The sequence below is a fragment of the Pseudomonas sp. Pmew2 genome (assembly GCF_058129885.1).
The window spans coordinates 3,166,509-3,184,664 of record NZ_CM176702.1 but is presented as its reverse complement, the minus strand read 5'-3'; the positions used below and the strand labels follow the sequence as shown (position 1 = coordinate 3,184,664).

The following is an 18,156-nucleotide window of genomic DNA, read 5'->3' as shown; positions in this document are numbered from 1 at the left end:
GCTCAAATGACGACAGGTGTACGACTGCAGGCAGTTCAGCGGTCGCCAGACTTCACACTAGTAGGCATTCGCTACGCCCTATTGACCCTTGCCAGGATGATGACCGGGAACACTACCGGGCTCGGTAGTGTTCCGCCGTTTGCAACTAACTCGAGCGCTGATCGACAAACCGACTGACGGCTCGAACTACTGTGTTGGCGCCTTGCTGGATTTCCTGGATGACACGATCTGCATCGTTAGCCAGCACCAGCGCCTCGGAAGCCTGCTCGGTACTGCGCACAATCACGCCCACGGCATCTGAAGCAAGGCTCTGATTGGTCTTCACGACGTTTACGATTTCTTCTGCCGCTTTGGTCGTGCGTGAGGCCAACTGGCGTACCTCATCGGCCACCACCGCGAACCCCCTGCCCTGTTCGCCCGCCCTCGCGGCTTCAATAGCTGCGTTCAGTGCGAGCAAATTGGTTTGCTCGGCGATTCCACTGATGGTTTTTATGATCGTTCCAATGACCTGACTTTGAGAGTCCAGTGCCTCGATGCCCCGCGTGGCCTCTTCCATCGAAATCGTCAGCTGGCCCAGCATCTGCAAGGTGTCCTTGATGACTTTTCGGCCTTGCTGGGCACTGCCGTCGGTATCGATAGATGTTTGATAGGCCATCTCCGACGCTTCAGCGACAGCTTTCTCACGCTCAACCTGTTCAGTAATCACCGTTGCAAACTTGGCGATTTTATAGAGCTTGCCATTGGCGTCGGTAATCGGGTTATAGGACGCTTCCAGCCATACATCACGACCGGACTTGTCGACGCGCCGGAAACGGTCAACGATAAATTCACCCCGACGCAGCCTTTCCCAAAACAACGTGTAGGCGTCCGAGGCGGACTCTTCAGGTAAACAAAAAATCTTGTGATGTTTTCCCTTGATCTGATGCAACTCGTAGCCCATTGCCTTCAGAAAGTTATCATTGGCTGCGATGACTATTCCATCGAGGGTGAAGTCGATAACGGCGGTTGACCGTTGCAGTGCGTTCACGAGGGCTTCGTTCTCGCGAGAGGCTTCGATGGTGCGTGTCAAAACGCTTGAGTACAGCGTGATCTGCTCCACACCGCCGGTTTCGTTTTTAAAGGGGACAACCACAGTTCTCAGCCACACCCTGGCCCCTGTTTTGCTGACCAGGCGCAACGTGCCGCTGAAATGTTTGCCATCCCGAATAGCAGCCAGAGCACGCTTCTGGTGAACATCAGCGCTCAGCTCTGGCGGGCTCAACTCAGAGAGACTGCGCCCGGCAATCTCGGCTTGTGCATAGCTCAGTTCTGTCTCGAACAAGGCATTGACTGACTGCACTTTGCCCGCCCCGTCCAGAACGGCGGCAACTGTCTCCAGATTCAGAATTTGCCCTGCTTGTTCAAGCATGGCGAGGCGGCGCTCCAATGCCTTATTGGTTTTTTTCAACTGAGAGTTAAACATTGTGGCTATCCGGGACAGTTTGGGCTTGCCACCTTCATCGGTCATCGAATCGAAATCTTTAGCGCGCTGGTCAACTAAACGTCGGAAAATCCTGATGTAAATTCCGAAATCTGATTAGGATCCAGATTGCCTGTCTGGTCGTACGATAACGGTTAATACATGACAATTAATTGTAAGTTTGCACGGAATTAAATTGCAAGGTGGCTGTCGGTCAGCTATTCACCTGAATAATGGCTGAACAACAACTTGATGACGTCTGTGTGTGACTCATGCAGAACGCTGGAAAGGAGATTTATTCATGTCAGAACCGCGCATTCGTGCCCTCGCTCTTTGCGTTTTTCACCACCAGGGAAAAATACTGGTCAACGAATTCCACGACGTCGTTGGAAAGCAAACGCTTTTTCGCCCTCTTGGCGGAGGCATAGAATTTGGCGAACGGAGTATCGATGCCGTGGTCCGGGAAGTGTATGAAGAACTGGGCTTTTCGATCAGCAACGTTCGGTTGATTGGCACGTTGGAGAGCATTTTTACCTACGCGGGCAAGCCAGGGCACGAGATCGTGCAGGTCTACGATGCAAGATTTGACGACGCAGAAATCTATAAGAAGCCCTGGCTGGATGGCCTTGAAAGCGACGGGGCAACTTTCAAGGCCGCGTGGCATTCTGGTTCCAGTTTTACCCGCGAATCTACGCTTGTACCTGAAGGGCTGTTTGATCTACTCAAGAATGCGTCTCTGCTGGATTAATGTGCTAACCGGCAGCAGGTGCTTCATCCCTGTCCAGTCGTCGCAAAAACTCCTCCCGTTTGTCATGGTCCGCTTGTTCCTTGGCCAGCAACCCAGGCAACAACTCACTCGCCTGCTGCGCACTCAGAATGAACACTCCGTCGTCATCGCCAATGGCAATGTCTCCCGGATTAACAACAACCCCACCGATATTAATCTGCCCATTGAGTTCGCCACATTCCCCCAGGCTTCGCGTGGTCACAGCACTGATACCTCGGCTGAATACCGGCAGACGATGTTCGCGTAAGGCGGCGACGTCGGTAACCGCGCCTGATATGACTACGCCGGCCAGGCCTTTGATGAGCGCGGCCAGGGTGCGCAGCTCGCCCCAGCAGGCGCAATGATCGTCGCCGACGCACTCAATGACCAGCACGTCGCCAGGCAGGCTGTTAAGCAATGCATCGCGCAGGATGCTGCCGTCGGGTAGCTGTACTTTGACTGTAACCACGTTGCCGACCAGTCGCGCGCCGTCGAACAGCGGTCTGATCCCTGGCAGATAACCACTGTCAGTCAGGTGGCCGATGGTGGAGGCGGCAATGCCCCGGTATTGCTCTATCACGGCGTCACTGAGTTGTTGCTGACGGTGTGCAATGTGCTTGTTCATCGACATTTTTTTGGCCTCAATAACGGGCAGGTCGAGCAATACTCGACGGGGTTGCTGGCGTCGTAATAGAAGCAACAGGTGCGTCGAAAACGGATGCTTTTGCCCTCTGCTTCCAGCAAAACCGGTGGGCGGCGGAAGTGTTTCAGCGGGTTGTAGTTCAGGCCGAACAGTGCCGGCTCGGCCTGATTCAGCAGCCAGTCGAAATCTGCTTCATAGCGCTGTCGAATCGCCGGGTCTTCAACCTTTTCCATACGTTTGTCGTACAGCGAATAGACACGTACGGCGGTGTTTTCCCAAAGGATGCGCCGGGAAATGCCAGTGATACGGTTGAAGGTCTCCCACAGAGGCTGCAACAGGTCGCGGAACAAGGTGCCGACAATCACCTCCCGCCACGCCTCGCGAGTGCCCGGCTCATAACCCGCAGGTGTTACGTCGTCCAAGGGCATTGAAGAGGTCCACAGGCCCTCCTCGTGTGCGTATTCAATCACGCTATTGTCCAGCGACAGGATCAAGCCCTTGTCGTAGACCGACATGGCGTAAAGGCAGGCACCGGTGCTCAGGAAAGAAAAGCGCTTGGCCAGCAGCGACGCGGTGATCGCCTGCGTCGGAGAGCCGATGACCGGCCCCAATGCTGCAAGCAATTGTTCGCACACCTCGTCGTCCAGCAATGCACGGGCTGGCAACGAGCGGGTATCGCGGTCAACTGCGTGTTTGAGGCGCAGCGCCCCGGACAGCAGCGCCCATTCAGGCTCGCTGAAAGCCTGTGCCAGGCTCATTGCGGCAGTTCCCGGCCAAAGGGAATGCACAGCGGCGTACCAAAGAACGGGTCGGCGATGATCCGGCAATTAAGGCCGAAGACCTGCTTGACCAGTGCTTCACTGAGGATGTCGGCCGGACGTCCCTGGGCAAAGGCGGTGCGCTCGTGGACGGCGACCATGTGATCGGCATAACGGCAAGCCAGGTTCAGATCATGCAGGACCATGACGATGGTCTTGCCTTCCTGGCGATTGAGGTCGCGTAACAAGTCCAGCACTTCGATCTGATGAGCCAGGTCGAGAAAGGTCGTCGGCTCATCCAGCAATACGATGTCGGTATCCTGGGCCAGCGTCATGGCGATCCACGCGCGCTGACGCTGGCCGCCTGACAGCGCATCAACGGGCCGCTCGGCCAGTTCCTGCATACCGGTCTGCGCCAGCGCCCGTTCGACCATGGCTTCATCCTGAACGGACCACTGCTGCATCCAGTTCTGATAGGGATAACGGCCCAGTGCCACCAGCTGACGTACGCTGATGCCTTCCGGGGCGCTTGGCATTTGCGGCAGAATCGCCAGTTCGCGCGCGACCGTAGCAGTGGATTTCTGGTGGATATCGCCACCGTTGAGCACCACAGTGCCCTGCTGCGGCTTGAGCAGACGCGCCAGGGATTTGAGCAAGGTGCTTTTGCCGCAACCGTTACTGCCGATCAGAACGGTCACCTCGCCCGCGGGCAACTGCAGATCAAGGCTGTCGATGATCACCTGCCGCTGGTAACTCAGGGTCAGGTCGTGGGTTGCGATTGACGCCATCCGTAATTCCTTAATGCCGCTGGTTGATCAATAAATAGAGAAAAAACGGTGTGCCCAGCACCGCGACAAAAATCCCTGCAGGCAGGTCCAGTGGCAGGAACAGCGTGCGGCCAGCCAGATCGGCGAGCATTACCAGGTTGGAACCGATCAGCGCCGCCATCAGCGCCTGTCCGGTAAACCCCGGTGGCATCAGGCGTTTGGCAATGTGTGGTGCAATCAGGCCGACAAAGGCAATGGCCCCGCCCCACGCAACCGCCAGACCTGCAAGCGCAACACTCACCAGCAGCAGCCCGGCGCGCAGCCATTGCACACGCACACCGATGCCCTGAGCCAGATCATCATCGAGCTGCTGCATGCGCACCTGTCGGGCGAGCAGCACCAGCAGCGGCAAAGTCAGCGCCAGCCAGCCCGCCAGGGCGCGAGGCTCCGGCCAACTGGCACCATACACGCTCCCGGTCAGCCAGACATAAGCCGACAAGGTAGTGGTCAGCGGGCTGAACACCAGAACGAATGTCGTCACCGCTGCCAGCAGGGCCGACACCCCTACCCCGATCAACACCATGCGCAATGGTGAAGCGCCCTGATTCCACGCCAGCAGATAGATGACCAGTGCGGCAAGGCCTGCACCGCAAATCGCCGCCAAAGGCAGGAATTGCGCCCCCAATGCAGCCGAGAAAAATGACAGATACAACACTGCCGCCGCACTGGCACCGCTGGTGATACCCAACAGGTCCGGCGAAGCCAGCGGATTGCGGATGATGCTTTGCAGGATCAGCCCGGACACCGCAAGCGCCGCGCCGACGAGTGCTGCCAACACCAGTCGGGGCATGCGCAGTTGTTCGACGATGAAAACCAGACTTGCATCCGCCTGACCGGTAAAAACATTCAAAAGGGTCGCGGGCGACAGGTTGATTTTGCCCACAGCCAGCGAGCCCAGAGCGATCAGCAATGTCAGCGTTGCGCCGATCAACAGACGTATCAATGCAGTCAGGCTGAACTGCCTGGAAAAACCGCGGTAGCGCAGGGTCAGATGCCTATCCATAACGTGCCCCCCGGCGAACCAGCGCAATAAAGAACGGCGCGCCGAACAGTGCGGTCATCACGCCCACCGGCACTTCCTGAGGCACGATCACCACCCGCGCCAGCGTATCGGCCAGCAGCAACAGCGTTGCGCCCAGCAACGCGCAGCCGGGCAGCAGCCAGCGATGATCGATGGACAGTGTCTTGCGTACCATGTGCGGCACCAGCAGCCCGATGAAACCAATGCTCCCGGCCAACGCTACAGCACTGCCCGCCAGGACAATGATCACGATGCTCATCAGCAGGCGAATCAAGCCTGTACGCTGGCCCAATGCGGTTGCGATGGTTTCTCCGGTATTGAGCACGTTGACCTGCCCGGCCAGCACCAGTGACCCGGCCAGTGCCACAACCACGCATATCAGTAATGGCGCGGCGGTGGCTAGATCGCGTTCCGACAAGGAACCGGCCAGCCAGAACAATACGGTGTCCAGACCGTCCTGATTGACTACCAGTAACGCCTGACTGAACGCAGTAAACAGCGCGGTAATCGCCGCGCCGGCCAACACAATTCGCAATGGGTTGAGACTGCCCTGCCCGCGGTTGCCGATTATCCAGACAATAGTCCCTGCTACCGCCGCGCCAATGAACGCGCACCACAGCCACTGGCTCATTGACGAAAGCGCAAACAACGACGAACAGGCAATGATCGAAAACGTCGCCCCGGCATTGATGCCGAACAGACCGGGCGAGGCCAGCGGGTTGCGCGTCAGTGCCTGCATCAGCGCGCCAGCAACCGCCAGACTGGAACCCACGGCGACGGCCATCAGGGTTCGCGTCAGGCGCGTATCGAGCAGCACATGCTCGATAGCGCTAAGCGCATCGGGCTGCCACACACTTCGGACAATCGCAGAGGGCGATATCCAGGTGGCTCCGGTTGCCAGGCTCAATCCCATGCACGCTATCAACACCAACAGTCCCAGACCCAGTTTTACCGCAGCGGTCATGAGGGACTATCCGCCATGGCCACGCGAGCGATTTCATCGAGCATGCGGTTGGCACCCAGAATGCCACCGGACAGGCTCCAGGCAACGGCATCCACGCGCCATACCTGACCATCCTGCGCTGCGCGCAACTGTTGCCAGAACGGGTGTCGGACCAGCTTGTCGTAGTTTTGCTGCGCGGCTTTGCTGTCCGCGCGCTGAAAAATGAAAAACAGGTCGGCATCGACCACAGGCAAACTCTCTTTGCTGCTGAGTTTAAGGGAAACGCCCGTTGCTTCGCGGGCAGTGGGCGTCCAGGCGAAGCCCAGTTCGGTCAGCACCGAACCTGCAAAGCTGGCGGGCAGATAGCTGCGGATATGATCTTCACGAATGTCGAGCACCGATACGGTGATCGGCCAGCGCCCGGCGAATTTTTCCTGCAACTGACTGCGTAACGCCGTCACACGCTGTTGCCATTGGTCAAGCAGGTCCATGGCTTGCTGTTGACGCAGCATGGCAGCGCCCATCATCGCCAGCGTGCGCTTGAACTCGAACACCTCTTCCAGCATCAGCACGGGGCTGATCTGCTCGAGCAACGGCGCGATGCGTTGATGGCGAAAGCGTGATGCGACGATAAGATCGGGTTTGAGCAGCACGATATCTTCAAGGCTAGGCTGGGTTTCCAGGCCCACATGCGGTACCACCGCCAGCGCCGGGCGCAGGTAGCGGTACATCGGTTTTTCGCTCCAGGAATCCACCACGCCGCACGGCGTCACGCCCAGGGCCACGGCGCTGTCGGACGCCCCCTGAAACAAGGTGACGACTCTTGGTGGCGTTGCGCGCAATGGCTCTGCCCAGGCAATGCCGGGCAGCGCCAGTAACCCCAATGACAGGCGCAATACCGTGCGCCGCGAAGGATGCAAATGTTGGTCAGGTTGCACGGCGCAACCTGTGGAACGGGTTGACCACCTCGCCCTTGCCGAACGGCATGCTGCCCGGTCCGCCTGCGCGCTCGATCATGGGTGTAAGCAGGAGTTTTTGCGGCCAGTTGGGGGCTTCGAACAGTTGATGCCTGATCATGGCACGCGCCTCGTCGTCAAATTCGATGGTTGTAATGAGATTATCCAAAACATCGCGCAATACCGTCCACAGCGCTGTTAACGGTACCTCATACACCTGGGCCAGAGTATCCATGATTGCCCGCACGTTTACCTGAATGCCCAGTGTCTGCAGCCAGAACAACAGGTCTTCAGGACGGTCATGATAAAGCGTATTGGCATGGCCTTTCTTGATTCGATATTCCGGGTCGCGCATGCCGTTACGCTCAAGCCAGGGCACGAAAATACGCAACGAGTCGTGGTCGCGCAACAACAGCCCTTGTGCCTGACCGGCTTTCCAGACCATGACTGCGTTCTGGCCATGCACCTCGCCGAGCATGCCCAGGCGGAACATGCGCAGGTTGATGTCGAAGAAACTGTGGCTCAGCTCGCGGAACAGTGTCAGTACCGAAGCCTGATTGCGCGGCAGGTCGCGATAGTCCATCCACTCATCGAAGAAATGCCGATTGCTGCCTGGCAACGGTGTACCCAGCGCCGCCATCGGCAGCAGGCGACATTCCGGATCGTCGAGCAAAGCTGCCGGATAGCCTCGCACCATGGCCGAAAGATGCCGGGGGCCTTCGTCGAACAGAGTGGCTTGGGGTGGCATGAACGCCCACCATTTGCGTTCGTCGCACAGGTGCAGCGAGCGACTCAGGGTTTCATCCTTGTCGACAACCTGGCGCAACAGTTTTTCACTCAGCCCGCCGTTGATCATTTTCACCGCTGGCAGGTAGCGGGACGCGCCGAGCGAATAGATCGCCATGGGCAATTTGAGGTAATCGGGGCTGTCGAGGCACGGTGTCATCGAACGCAGCGATGAGGTGGCGTATACCGCGGCCTCGTTGAAGGCCAGACGTTGACAATCGCCCCTGGTGAAGGCATCGCCCAGTTGGACCTGCAGAACATGCTCGAATTGCCAAGGATGAACCGGCAGCGCAACGTGACTGTCGGCAATGCCGCGCTGTTGCAGTTCCTGCTCAAGGACAGCTTGCAGATTCTCTGGCAGCAGGTGGCGAGCAGGGAAAGACTCGTGCAAATCCCCTACTCCGTCACCGCATTGCAGCAAGGTTTTGTCGACGGCGACCCAGTTCAGCGCCACCGGCCGGGCAAACTCAGCCTGATACTGTTGGTATTCCTGCTCGTTCAAGCCTTGCTTGGCTTTGGCCAGTGGATGGTATGGGCGATCACGTAGCGAAGCCCACTGTTCCATCGTCCTGAAGAACGTAGCGCCATCCTGTGCCATCAGGTTGTGCTCGTCGACTTTATGGTCCAGCGACAACGCGGTCTGCCAGACACTGATGCGCAACACCTCCAGAAACAGCGCTATGCCCTTTTCATTGTCCTGGCGCTCGCTGTCCTGAAGCAGGGTTGTTTTACCGGCGAATACCCATTTCATGAACTCTTCCGGGGACAACTGTGTCCAGCGCTCAGCCTGACGGCCCAGCACCGGCGTGCCGGGCACTTTCTCCCATTGTTGAGTAATGCCTGGGCGCAGCGCGGCGCTGATGAAGCGCTGCTCCGAGTCATCGCAGCACCATTCCCAGATTTGCTGTGTGCTGCTCTGCCCTTCAAGTTTTGGGGCGTGCGGGTGGCGCGCTTGCCAGTGAGCGGTGTCCTGCAGGCTCAATGGCTCGCGGCCAAAGAAATCTTCAGCCAGCAGGCAATCGACCAGATCCTGCATGACCAGGTCAGCGGCGAGTGAAGTGAAGTTCATCGGATTATTTTCCTTCTGCTGAATGTTGGGCCAGACGCGCCTGAAGTGCGCGAAAGGCAATGCCACGCTCATCGCCGAGGACGAAGGCATTGACGCCGCGAGCCTGCCAGCGGGCAGCGTCGCCGTCTTTACGGGGAATGGTGCAATAGGCGACGCCTGCTGCCTTGGTGGCTTGCCAGGTGGCCAGCAACGCTTGTTGTACATCGGGTTGATCGATCTGCCAGGGCATCCCGAGTGACTGCGACAGGTCTGCGGCCCCTTCCAGAATCATGTCCAGCCCCGGCACACGGGCAATCTCGGCGGCGCGGCGCACGCCTTCGGCGCTTTCGATCATCGCCACTACCATGATCTGTTGATTGGCGGCTTCAACGTACTGCGCCAGGCTGTGCTTGCCGAACGAGCCGGGACGACCGGCGTTGAGGCTGCGGCGGCCCAGCGGGTGGTACTTGCAGGCGGCAATGGCATCCGCCAGTTGCTCGGGGCTCTCGATCATCGGCAAAACGATGCCCTGCGCACCGCCATCAAGCAGGCGCAGCAGGGTTTTCGGGTTTAGATCGGCGACCCGCACCAATGGCGTGAGGGCGTAGCTCTCTGCAACACGGATCATGTTCTCCACGGTTTCCGGGTTGATCAGCACGTGTTCCATGTCGATGATCACGAAGTCGAAACCGGCCTCGGCGATCAACTCGATGGCGGCCGGGGCCGGGATCGAACTGATTAGCCCGTACACAGGCTGTCCGCTGCCAAGTCTGCTCTTGAGTGTATTGGTCCTCAGCATCATTGCGGCCTGTAGGTATGCAGCGGGTTAGGCACCGAGCGGAAGCGACGCTCACCGTCACCCAACAGGCGGCGCTTGGTCAGTTCTTCCACTTCATAGGATGGTGCGAAGACGTCAAACAGCTCGAAGCGCTCGCGATGCTGCGGGTGCGCACGCTGGTAGTCGAGAATGACGTCGGCGGTCATCTGCCAGAACAGCGCCTCATCCAGCTGGTATTGCTGGCGCAGGAAGATCGCCATTTCGGCCAGGCAGATGAAGAAGAAACAGTCGCAGGAGAAGTCGCGTACCGCATTCACGTCATCGGTAATGATGAACGAGTTACGGTTGAGTTTCGCGTGGCTGTCGGGCAGCGGGACCAGCTCCGGACACAGTTCAGGGCGGCCAAGATGTGCGGGTGAGTAACGCACACCGTCGTGGAAGTCCTTGAGGGCGATACGCTGCGGCCAGCCCTGCTTGACGATAAGCACGATGTTCTGACCGTGAGACTCCATGCCGATGCCCTCGGCGTAGAGCATATGGATGATCGGAGGCACCGTGACCTGCAGCAATTGGCGGGTCCACTCCTTGACGCCGTACTGGCGGATCCACGCATCGATGAACGGTGCCTGCTCACCATCGCCATAGCGGTTTTCCACATGGCTCAGGCCATTGAACGGCACCGCCTGCTCATCGTCCTTGAGGTACTGATGCAGGCTTTCGCGCCATATTGCACCCAGCGTGCCGTAGGTCTGCGCCGAGCGCGCTTCCGGCAGGTGGCGATAGTCGTAACTGACACCGGCAACTTCGCCGAGAATCACAAAATTCAGCGCACGCGCAGTGCTGTCGGTGGCGATCAACTGGTGCAGCCAGTCGGTGATGATCGGACCGTTGAGCACCGTATGCCGCGCCAGAATGCGCGTGCTGGAGGTGTTGGTCATACTCATCGCCAGTTTGACGTAAGGTCGTTTGGGCTGGCTGGCATTGGCCAGTGTACGAATCGACTGCTGAGCCTTGTAGACGTCGGTCGAGGTGCCCAGGTAAATCAGCTCGCCGCTGGCCAGTTCCGGGTAGAAAGTCGACACCGTGACGTTGTCCCATTGCCACGGATGCACTGGCATCAGTTGATAATCGTCAATGGATTTGCCCTGCGCGGCCAGGTCCCGGGACATTTCCTGCCAGCGCTGTGTGCCCAGTTCCTGGCGGATAAACGCCTGGAAATCCATGTTGCGCGCATGACCGACCGACGCGCTCGATTTCGCCACTGCCAGCCAGACCACCCCGAACGGCGTAGCAAATTCGGGCCCGTAGTGACGGTTGTCAGCCAACGAAAAACCGATCCTTGACTTGTAGCACGGGTGGTAGCTGTGGGCGTCCATGAAGTGCTGCTCCAAAGCGTCAACGTCCAGCTCATGTGCGGGTTTTGCGGGCTGATAACCCTGACTGCGCGCTTGCAGGTCCTTAAGTTGGGTTTGCTCGATTTCCTGGATGAAGCGTGCCAGGTGCGGGCTGTCTTTGAACGGGCTGAGTAGCTCGCTCAACGCCAGATGCAAATCCGGCACGCTACGCTCCCCGGCGCTGTCCAAGCGTTCAAGGGTGGCGTGATCCAGGCGTATCAGCTCGAAGCTGGTACTCAGCAGGCCTTCGCAGTGGTACTCCACACCATCACTGACAGCGACAGTGAAACGATGCCGATGATCGTCCAGCGGCTCGCACCGATAAGGCAGTGCAGCCTCGTACAGCAAGGTTTGCAGCAATTGACCGATTACCCGGCGCTGTACTTGTTGGTAGCGCTCGGGGTTGATATCAGCCAGCCAGGCACCGGTGGCCGTTGAGGGTGAAACGGTGTTGCGTTTCAGCGGTAAAGGGGTAGCCATGTTCATACCTCGAACGAAAAATTATCAGGGTTCGACCGCGCCGGGCTGTGCCTCGGTGCGTTCGTCGTTAAGGGGGAAACGCCAGGCACACGGCAGTGCCAGCAGGATCAGCAGGCCGGTGGCAATGAAGACTTCATTGATGGCCGAAGGCGTGGCGGCCGGTCCCGCAGTGTTCAGGCGAAATTCCAGCCACAGCGAGGCGATGACAATTGCCAGCGACGCCACAAGACGGCGGGAAATGTTGTTCATCGCAGCGCCCTGCGTGACCATCGGCTCGGGCAAGGCATTGAGCCCAGCCGTCGTCACCGGCATGTAGGACAGCCCGAGGCCTGCGCCACGAATCATCATCAGCATGAACACCACGCCGATCGCCGTATCCGTCTTGAGCATGCCCAGCGCCAGGGTTGAAGCACCGGTCAGCAGCAGGCCGATGGCGACTACGGTGCGCGGACCATGCCGGTCCAGCGCCTTGCCACCCCACTGCCCGAACAGGCTGGCGAACGCGGCGGTACACAGCAGGGCCAGGCCGGTCCAGATCGGGTTGTAGCCCAGTACCGTCTGCACCAGCAGCGGCAACAGGACCAGACATTCGAACATGCCGACCGACTGCACGACGGCAACGATCACGCTCAGACGGTAACCGCGCAGGTTGAACAGACGCAGATTCAGCAGCGGTGCCTTGCGACTCAACTCGACCCTGACGAAAGCAATCAGACAGGCCACTGCGACCAGCACCATGCCCTGATTGAACGGGTCGAGCAGCGCTTGAGCGTGATGCATGCGGCTGATGGCGATCATCAGCAAGCCGATGCCCGAGGCAACCAGCAAATAGCCGATCAGGTCGAACGGTTTGCGCTCGACAGGCTCGGAGTCTGGCAGCACGCCGACACCCAACAGCAAGGCCAGCAGGCCGATGGGCACATTCATCAGGAACAGCGAGCGCCAGCTGAACCACTCCAGCATCAGGCTGCCGCACAGCGGCCCCAATGCCGGAGCGAGCATTACCGCTGCGCTCCAGAGCCCGGTCACCCTGCCCCGCTCATGCTTTTCATACACGGAGAAAATGATCGCCAGCGACAGTGGGATCATCAACCCGCTAGCGATGCCCTGCACCACCCGCGCAGTGATCACCAATGCGATGGAGTTGGCCAGCGCGCCCAGCAGGGAGCCACCGATGAACAGCGCCACGCCCCACAGGTACAGGCGTTTGCGGCCAATGCGCTGACTGAGAAAGCTGGTCAGCGGCATGGTCATGCCCATGCTGGTCATGAACCCTGCAACGATCCAGGTGGCCAGCAACGGACCGACCTGAAACGCCTCCATGAAGGTTGGCAGCGCCGGGTTGAGCGAGCTATTGCTAAGGCTGACAGTCAGCGTACCGAGCAGCACATTGAACACCACCCAACGGCGTGGGACGTTCAGACTCATGTGCGAACCCGTTCGCCGTTGCGCACAAAGTGCTGTATCGGTCTTGGGTGGCAGAGAAAATCGACATGGGAGATGTTGTAGCCGTAAGCCCCTGCCAGCGGCAACACCAGCAGATCGCCGATGTTCACGCCTTTGAGCGGCTGCTGGCGGCTCAATACGTCCTTTGGCGTACACAACTGGCCGACCACGGTGTAGGCCTGCTCCTCAGATGCGCCCGTCGCTGGCGCACACGGCACATGGATAACCGGATGGTCATGGCCTTGCGCAACCGGCAGACGAAACTGGTGAGTGCCGCCGCGGCAGACCAGAAAATGCTCGCCGTGGCTGGTTTTGCTGTCCAGCACCTCGATGGCGTAATAGCCGCAATAGGCGCTGATGAAACGTCCTGGCTCAAAGCGCAGGATCGGCGCATCACGCTGCTCGCCCAGGCGTTTTTCCAGATAGCGGCACAGGCGCTGCCAGTCGAACTGCTGACTGTTCAGATAATCGACGCCAATGCCGCCGCCAACGTTGAAATGGGTCAACTGCTCCGGGTAGCTGGCCAGTGCTTTCCATTCCTGCCAGCGCTGCAGGTAGAAATCCAGCAACTGCTCGTGACGCTCAACCGACATCTGATGGGACATGGCGTGTACATGGAAACCCTTGAGCGTCAGGTGGCTGGCGCCGTCTAAGCGCCTGATCGCCTCGGCCAGATCGGTTTCGTCAATGCCGAACGGTGTGGCGGTGCCAGCCATCGCCAGCTTGCTCGACTGCGCGGCTGGCAACTGAGGGTTGATGCGCAGAAACACCGGCTGCACGCGCCCGGTTTCCTCTGCCAGATGTTGCAGTCGCGCAATTTCGTTGAGGCTTTCCAGATGGATGGCTTCAACCTTGTTCAGCAACGCCGAGCGCAAGTCGGAGTCAAGCTTGCCAGGGCCGGAGAACACGTAAGGTTTGCGTGTCGGGCAGGCCATCACACGCTCGATCTCGCCCCCCGAAGAGATTTCAAAGCCACTGACCAGCGGCGCGAGGGTTTCCAGCATCAATGCTTCGCTGTTGGCTTTGATCGCGTAATACAGCTCTACGCCCGCAGGCAGCGCTGCCATGACGTCAGTGACATGCTGTTGCAACGCATCCAGATCGTAGACGAAAGCCGCCAGCGGGTCGGTTTCCAGTGCCTGAGCTTCTTTGATGGCGCCCAGTACGGTTTCCGGCAACTTATGCATAACGTGCCTCCTTGGCCCATGGTGAAGCGAGGCGCACATAGTTGGCCTCACGGTCGGCCTTGGCGGCGAGCCGGACCTTCAGGTTGGTCTTGCAGGCAATTGACTGGCCGGCGATCAGCGCGTCCAGTTCTGGCGCGGGCAGCACCAACTCGTCGCGGATGCGTTGCAACTGCCGCTCGACCCGCTGCCACATCAGCGGCGCGAGGTGCGGACGTTCCCAACTCAAGGCCAGCACGGCCTCGGACAGGTTGTTGACCAGCAGGCAATAGGTGATGCGGTTCCAGCCTTGTTCGCGGGTGTAGAGCAATGACTGTCTAATCCGCGGGTGCAGCCCGACCTGAATCGCCTTGATGCCCAGTTCATCGGTCAGTTTGACGCCTTCGAAGTCACGTAATAGCAGCTGTTGAGGGCGTCCGTTATCGTGAATCAATACCGCGTTCTGCAAATGTGGCTCCATCACGATGCCGTGATTGAAGAACAGCGCCATGACCGGGCGCAGCAGCAAGGCCTGGTATTCATCGAACCAGTCCAGCAGGTGCGGGTCCTCAAGTTCACCGCCGTTGAAACGCTCAAGGAAATCGTGCACCAAAGGCCGCGAACGCAGATCACGCGCGAACAATGTACCCGCCATCACGCTGCAGTCCGCGCCGGATCGGCGACAGAAGTTTTCCCGCAGAATCGCGCCGGTCTGCTCGCGAAACCAGTGGCCGTCGGTCTCGCTGGAGCCTTTTGGAGCCCAACTCATCGAACCCGGTTCAGCCACGGTGGACAGCCCGCCGAGGGTTTGCGGGCGGGTCTGCTGCAAGCGCTGAAACAATTCGTCGATGATCAGCGTGCTTTCCAGTTCGTACCAGGCGTTTTTCCTGACGCAGTTGGTAATGCGCACATTCAGTGAGCCCTTGATGAAGTAATCATGCCCTTCGATGTACCAGGTGCGCATCGAAGCCGTCGGGCTGGCCAGCGGCCCGCTGGTGCCCAGATCGGTGATCTGCCCGAGTTCGATCAGGCGCTGCACACGGCGGTCCTGCATAAATAATTGGGCTTGTACCGGATGCATGCAGATCAGCGCATGCCCGGGCCTGGCCCGCGATTGATCCGCGAACCCTGACATCACCTCGGCTTCGCTCAAGCCATTGGAGGTGATTCGCAACCCGTCCAGAGGCACTTCGAACAGATGCAGCGCGGTCTGCGCCTGAAATTCCGGAGCGTAGGTCTCCTGCGCCAGATGCGCAGGCCACAGACGCGCCTTGGGTGCCGGGTGATTGGGATGGCCGAACCACAAGCCCTGTTCGCTGGCCAGATAACCGCTCAGCGGTGCCGGGTGCTGACCGGTCATGTTGTGGGCGACGATGGCGGCAGTCAGGTGCTGGCTTTGCAGGACCTGATCGAGCAGTTCGTCGTTGCTGGCCCGGGTCATGTGCTCGCAGGCGGCCAGCAATTGCCGGGCGAACTCGGCAAAAGCCAGGCAGCGCCAGGTACCCTGCCCCTGCCGCGCATAAACATCGGAAAGGTAGCGATGGCTGCCCAGATGGTCGCGGCGGTCCACCAGCACGAAAAACTGCTGCTCATTAGGCAGGCTGATGGTGAGTGGAATGCCCTTCCATTGCCCGCCATCCACGAAGCTGCCCGGCGCAATACCTTGCATGCCCTGTGGCCAAGTGTAATGAAGGCACTGTTCAGGCAGTGCGAATTCCTTGATCAGGCAATTAAGTAATGCACGAGTGGTTGCCAACTCGCTCACCATGTTTGATAAAACGGTGCGATCGGTATTAGTCATGTCTGCTCCACAGTCGCCTTGACGCTTACTGTTTAAGTGACGTCGCAACAAGCGTTGATTTATCGCTTGCGGCACAACGGCTTAACTGTCGGTGTGGCTTATTATCTGCAACAAGCCAATTGATAATCTGTGCACGACGTGCGATAGGGTCGCTCAGTCCAACGTTGTGTGCGTGTTCTGTTTCAAGCGCAGTGATGTCCTCACTGTTAGTACTGCTTACGCGCTGTTTACAAGCTGCTTACTTGCGCAGCTGGGCCAGTGCAGCCTTGAGGGCGTCCTCGAATCGCTGGATGACCAGTTGGCATTGTTCTTCGGTAATGATCAACGGCGGCAGCAAACGGATCACGTTGCCATTTCGGCCGCCGCGCTCAAGTAACAGCCCCTGCTTGAAACAGTGCTGCTGAATGGCAACTGCCAGTTCCGGATCCATTGGCAAGCTGCCTAGGCGGTCCGCCGGTTTGCGCTCATCGACAATCTCGATGCCCAGCATCAGCCCGCGTCCGCGCACCTGGCCCATCATCGGATAACGTTGCTGCAAAAGGCCAAGCTGTGCCTTGAGCCAGTCCCCGCGTTTTGCGGCCTGGGCAGCCAGGTTTTGCCGTTGCAGCACTTCAAGGGTCGCAAGGCCGGTGGCCATCGCCATTTGATTGCCGCGGAAAGTACCCGCGTGATTGCCCGGAGCCCAGGCGTCGAACTCGCGCTTGAAACCGAGCACGGCCAACGGCAGGCCGCCACCGACGGCTTTGGACATGACGATGACGTCGGGCTCGATCCCGGCGTGTTCGAAGGCGAACATCTTGCCGGTACGGCCGAAGCCGGCCTGTACTTCATCCAGAATCAGCAGAATGCCGTGCTTGCGGGTCACTTCGCGAATCTGCCGCAGCCATGCAGCGGGCGCTGGATTGACACCCCCTTCGCCCTGCACCGCCTCCAGAATCACGGCGGCCGGGAGCGACACGCCACTTTCCACGTCTTCGATGAACTGGGTGAAGTAATAACTCAGCGCCTCGGTGCCGGCTTCACCGCCAATACCCAGCGGGCACCGGTACTCATGAGGGTAAGGCAGGAATTGCACGCCGGGCATCAGGTTGGTGACGGCATTTTTCGGCGCGGTGTTGCCAGTCAATGCCAGAGCCCCGTGGGTCATGCCGTGGTAAGCGCCGGAAAAGCTGATGATGTTGTGCCGGCCGGTGGCAGTCTTGGCCAGCTTGATTGCGGCTTCGACAGCATCGGCACCGGACGGCCCGCAGAACTGCAGGCAGTAATCGCGTCCCTGGCCCGGCAGCAGGCTCAGTAGCGTCTCGCTGAAGGCATCCTTGACCGCGGTGGTCAGGTCAAGGGTGTGCATCGGCATTCCGGACGTCAGGAAGCTGTCGAGACTGGCCATGATAGCTTCGTGATTGTGACCCAGAGCCAGTGTTCCGGCACCGGCCAGGCAGTCCAGATACGTGGTGCCTTCAACATCAGTGACCCATACGCCATGTGCCTTGGCGATGGCCAATGGCAACTTCCGCGGGTAACTTCTTACATTGGATTCAAATCTGCTCTGCCTGTCCAGATAGTTGGCATTGGTTTTCTGCGACGTAGTAGACTGCAATAAGCCATTATTCAACATCGGTTAGTCCTCGCTAAATGCTGGATGCAAACTATTATCATTTCCTTGAAAGTGCAACCCGTTGTTTCAAAAAACAAGATGAAATTTAAATGAACGTTATTGCTTACTTAAAAAGTAGCCAAGCACATGAATAGGCCGCCCTGTAAGTCGGAATTATTCAAAGTGCCATCACTCAGTGGGACGATTGTTATTTATGTAAGGCACCTAAAGAGAGTCTTATATAACAGACTCTTCTATGCTTATACTCAGGTTAATTATTTATATAGCCGCAC

15 protein-coding genes are annotated in these 18,156 nt (G+C 58.8%); 1 reads left to right on the top strand and 14 read right to left on the bottom strand.

Going from position 1 to position 18,156, the window contains the following annotated elements; translation table 11 throughout:
* Nucleotides 1–145 precede the first annotated feature (145 nt).
* Nucleotides 146–1,507, bottom strand: a complete 1,362-nt coding sequence (locus AC4ANK_RS14430; protein WP_002553760.1) for a methyl-accepting chemotaxis protein — start codon at nt 1,505–1,507, stop codon at nt 146–148.
* A 253-nt stretch (nt 1,508–1,760) separates the two neighbouring features.
* On the opposite strand from AC4ANK_RS14430, the gene AC4ANK_RS14425 reads away from it, so the two are divergent.
* Nucleotides 1,761–2,207, top strand: coding sequence for an NUDIX hydrolase (locus AC4ANK_RS14425; protein WP_002553759.1), 447 nt, complete (start codon nt 1,761–1,763; stop codon nt 2,205–2,207).
* A gap of 4 nt (nt 2,208–2,211) precedes the next feature.
* Here the strand turns inward: AC4ANK_RS14425 and AC4ANK_RS14420 are convergent, their stop codons facing one another.
* From AC4ANK_RS14420 to AC4ANK_RS14360, 13 genes are all read right to left on the bottom strand, one after another.
* Nucleotides 2,212–2,850: an RraA family protein gene (locus AC4ANK_RS14420; RefSeq protein ID WP_002553758.1), complete on the bottom strand. Its 639-nt coding sequence runs from the start codon at nt 2,848–2,850 to the stop codon at nt 2,212–2,214.
* Nucleotides 2,847–3,626, bottom strand: a complete 780-nt coding sequence (locus tag AC4ANK_RS14415; RefSeq protein ID WP_002553757.1) for an IucA/IucC family C-terminal-domain containing protein — start codon at nt 3,624–3,626, stop codon at nt 2,847–2,849. Before AC4ANK_RS14415 ends, AC4ANK_RS14420 begins: the two co-directional genes overlap by 4 nt.
* The gene (locus tag AC4ANK_RS14410; RefSeq protein ID WP_002553756.1) at nt 3,623–4,414 is read right to left on the bottom strand and encodes an ABC transporter ATP-binding protein; all 792 of its coding nucleotides are present in this window, start codon (nt 4,412–4,414) and stop codon (nt 3,623–3,625) included. Before AC4ANK_RS14410 ends, AC4ANK_RS14415 begins: the two co-directional genes overlap by 4 nt.
* Nucleotides 4,415–4,424: 10 nt before the next feature.
* On the bottom strand, nt 4,425–5,456 hold the full coding sequence (locus AC4ANK_RS14405) for a FecCD family ABC transporter permease (protein ID WP_002553755.1): 1,032 nt from the start codon (nt 5,454–5,456) through the stop codon (nt 4,425–4,427).
* Nucleotides 5,449–6,438, bottom strand: coding sequence for a FecCD family ABC transporter permease (locus AC4ANK_RS14400; protein ID WP_002553754.1), 990 nt, complete (start codon nt 6,436–6,438; stop codon nt 5,449–5,451). Before AC4ANK_RS14400 ends, AC4ANK_RS14405 begins: the two co-directional genes overlap by 8 nt.
* Entirely contained in the window at nt 6,435–7,355 is a 921-nt protein-coding gene (locus AC4ANK_RS14395; protein WP_010214057.1) for an ABC transporter substrate-binding protein, read from the bottom strand. Before AC4ANK_RS14395 ends, AC4ANK_RS14400 begins: the two co-directional genes overlap by 4 nt.
* The gene (locus tag AC4ANK_RS14390; RefSeq protein ID WP_002553752.1) at nt 7,345–9,228 is read right to left on the bottom strand and encodes an IucA/IucC family protein; all 1,884 of its coding nucleotides are present in this window, start codon (nt 9,226–9,228) and stop codon (nt 7,345–7,347) included. Before AC4ANK_RS14390 ends, AC4ANK_RS14395 begins: the two co-directional genes overlap by 11 nt.
* 4 nt (nt 9,229–9,232) lie before the next feature.
* Nucleotides 9,233–10,006, bottom strand: coding sequence for an HpcH/HpaI aldolase family protein (locus AC4ANK_RS14385; RefSeq protein ID WP_002553751.1), 774 nt, complete (start codon nt 10,004–10,006; stop codon nt 9,233–9,235).
* Complete coding sequence (locus AC4ANK_RS14380; protein ID WP_002553750.1) at nt 10,006–11,859, bottom strand: IucA/IucC family protein; 1,854 nt, start codon at nt 11,857–11,859, stop codon at nt 10,006–10,008. Before AC4ANK_RS14380 ends, AC4ANK_RS14385 begins: the two co-directional genes overlap by 1 nt.
* Nucleotides 11,860–11,883: 24 nt before the next feature.
* Nucleotides 11,884–13,287, bottom strand: coding sequence for a DHA2 family efflux MFS transporter permease subunit (locus AC4ANK_RS14375; protein WP_031596321.1), 1,404 nt, complete (start codon nt 13,285–13,287; stop codon nt 11,884–11,886).
* The gene (locus AC4ANK_RS14370; protein ID WP_002553748.1) at nt 13,284–14,492 is read right to left on the bottom strand and encodes a type III PLP-dependent enzyme; all 1,209 of its coding nucleotides are present in this window, start codon (nt 14,490–14,492) and stop codon (nt 13,284–13,286) included. The genes AC4ANK_RS14375 and AC4ANK_RS14370 overlap by 4 nt, the downstream gene beginning before the upstream one ends.
* Nucleotides 14,485–16,269 (bottom strand): IucA/IucC family protein, encoded by a 1,785-nt coding sequence (locus AC4ANK_RS14365; protein WP_005734302.1) that lies wholly within the window; start codon nt 16,267–16,269, stop codon nt 14,485–14,487. Before AC4ANK_RS14365 ends, AC4ANK_RS14370 begins: the two co-directional genes overlap by 8 nt.
* 238 nt (nt 16,270–16,507) lie before the next feature.
* Nucleotides 16,508–17,884, bottom strand: a complete 1,377-nt coding sequence (locus AC4ANK_RS14360) for a diaminobutyrate--2-oxoglutarate transaminase (protein WP_002553746.1) — start codon at nt 17,882–17,884, stop codon at nt 16,508–16,510.
* Between the last annotated feature and the right edge of the window lie 272 nt (nt 17,885–18,156).

Excerpts from the sequence above, each read along its gene's own strand:
- AC4ANK_RS14380 (WP_002553750.1), bottom strand. The coding sequence starts at position 11,859 with ATGGCTACCCCTTTACCGCTGAAACGCAACACCGTTTCACCCTCAACG.
- AC4ANK_RS14415 (WP_002553757.1), bottom strand. The coding sequence starts at position 3,626 with ATGAGCCTGGCACAGGCTTTCAGCGAGCCTGAATGGGCGCTGCTGTCC.
- AC4ANK_RS14365 (WP_005734302.1), bottom strand. The coding sequence starts at position 16,269 with ATGACTAATACCGATCGCACCGTTTTATCAAACATGGTGAGCGAGTTG.
- AC4ANK_RS14405 (WP_002553755.1), bottom strand. The coding sequence starts at position 5,456 with ATGGATAGGCATCTGACCCTGCGCTACCGCGGTTTTTCCAGGCAGTTC.
- AC4ANK_RS14420 (WP_002553758.1), bottom strand. The coding sequence starts at position 2,850 with ATGAACAAGCACATTGCACACCGTCAGCAACAACTCAGTGACGCCGTG.
- AC4ANK_RS14375 (WP_031596321.1), bottom strand. The coding sequence starts at position 13,287 with ATGAGTCTGAACGTCCCACGCCGTTGGGTGGTGTTCAATGTGCTGCTC.
- AC4ANK_RS14390 (WP_002553752.1), bottom strand. The coding sequence starts at position 9,228 with ATGAACTTCACTTCACTCGCCGCTGACCTGGTCATGCAGGATCTGGTC.
- AC4ANK_RS14400 (WP_002553754.1), bottom strand. The coding sequence starts at position 6,438 with ATGACCGCTGCGGTAAAACTGGGTCTGGGACTGTTGGTGTTGATAGCG.
- AC4ANK_RS14410 (WP_002553756.1), bottom strand. The coding sequence starts at position 4,414 with ATGGCGTCAATCGCAACCCACGACCTGACCCTGAGTTACCAGCGGCAG.
- AC4ANK_RS14385 (WP_002553751.1), bottom strand. The coding sequence starts at position 10,006 with ATGCTGAGGACCAATACACTCAAGAGCAGACTTGGCAGCGGACAGCCT.
- AC4ANK_RS14360 (WP_002553746.1), bottom strand. The coding sequence starts at position 17,884 with ATGTTGAATAATGGCTTATTGCAGTCTACTACGTCGCAGAAAACCAAT.
- AC4ANK_RS14430 (WP_002553760.1), bottom strand. The coding sequence starts at position 1,507 with ATGACCGATGAAGGTGGCAAGCCCAAACTGTCCCGGATAGCCACAATG.
- AC4ANK_RS14425 (WP_002553759.1), top strand. The coding sequence starts at position 1,761 with ATGTCAGAACCGCGCATTCGTGCCCTCGCTCTTTGCGTTTTTCACCAC.
- AC4ANK_RS14370 (WP_002553748.1), bottom strand. The coding sequence starts at position 14,492 with ATGCATAAGTTGCCGGAAACCGTACTGGGCGCCATCAAAGAAGCTCAG.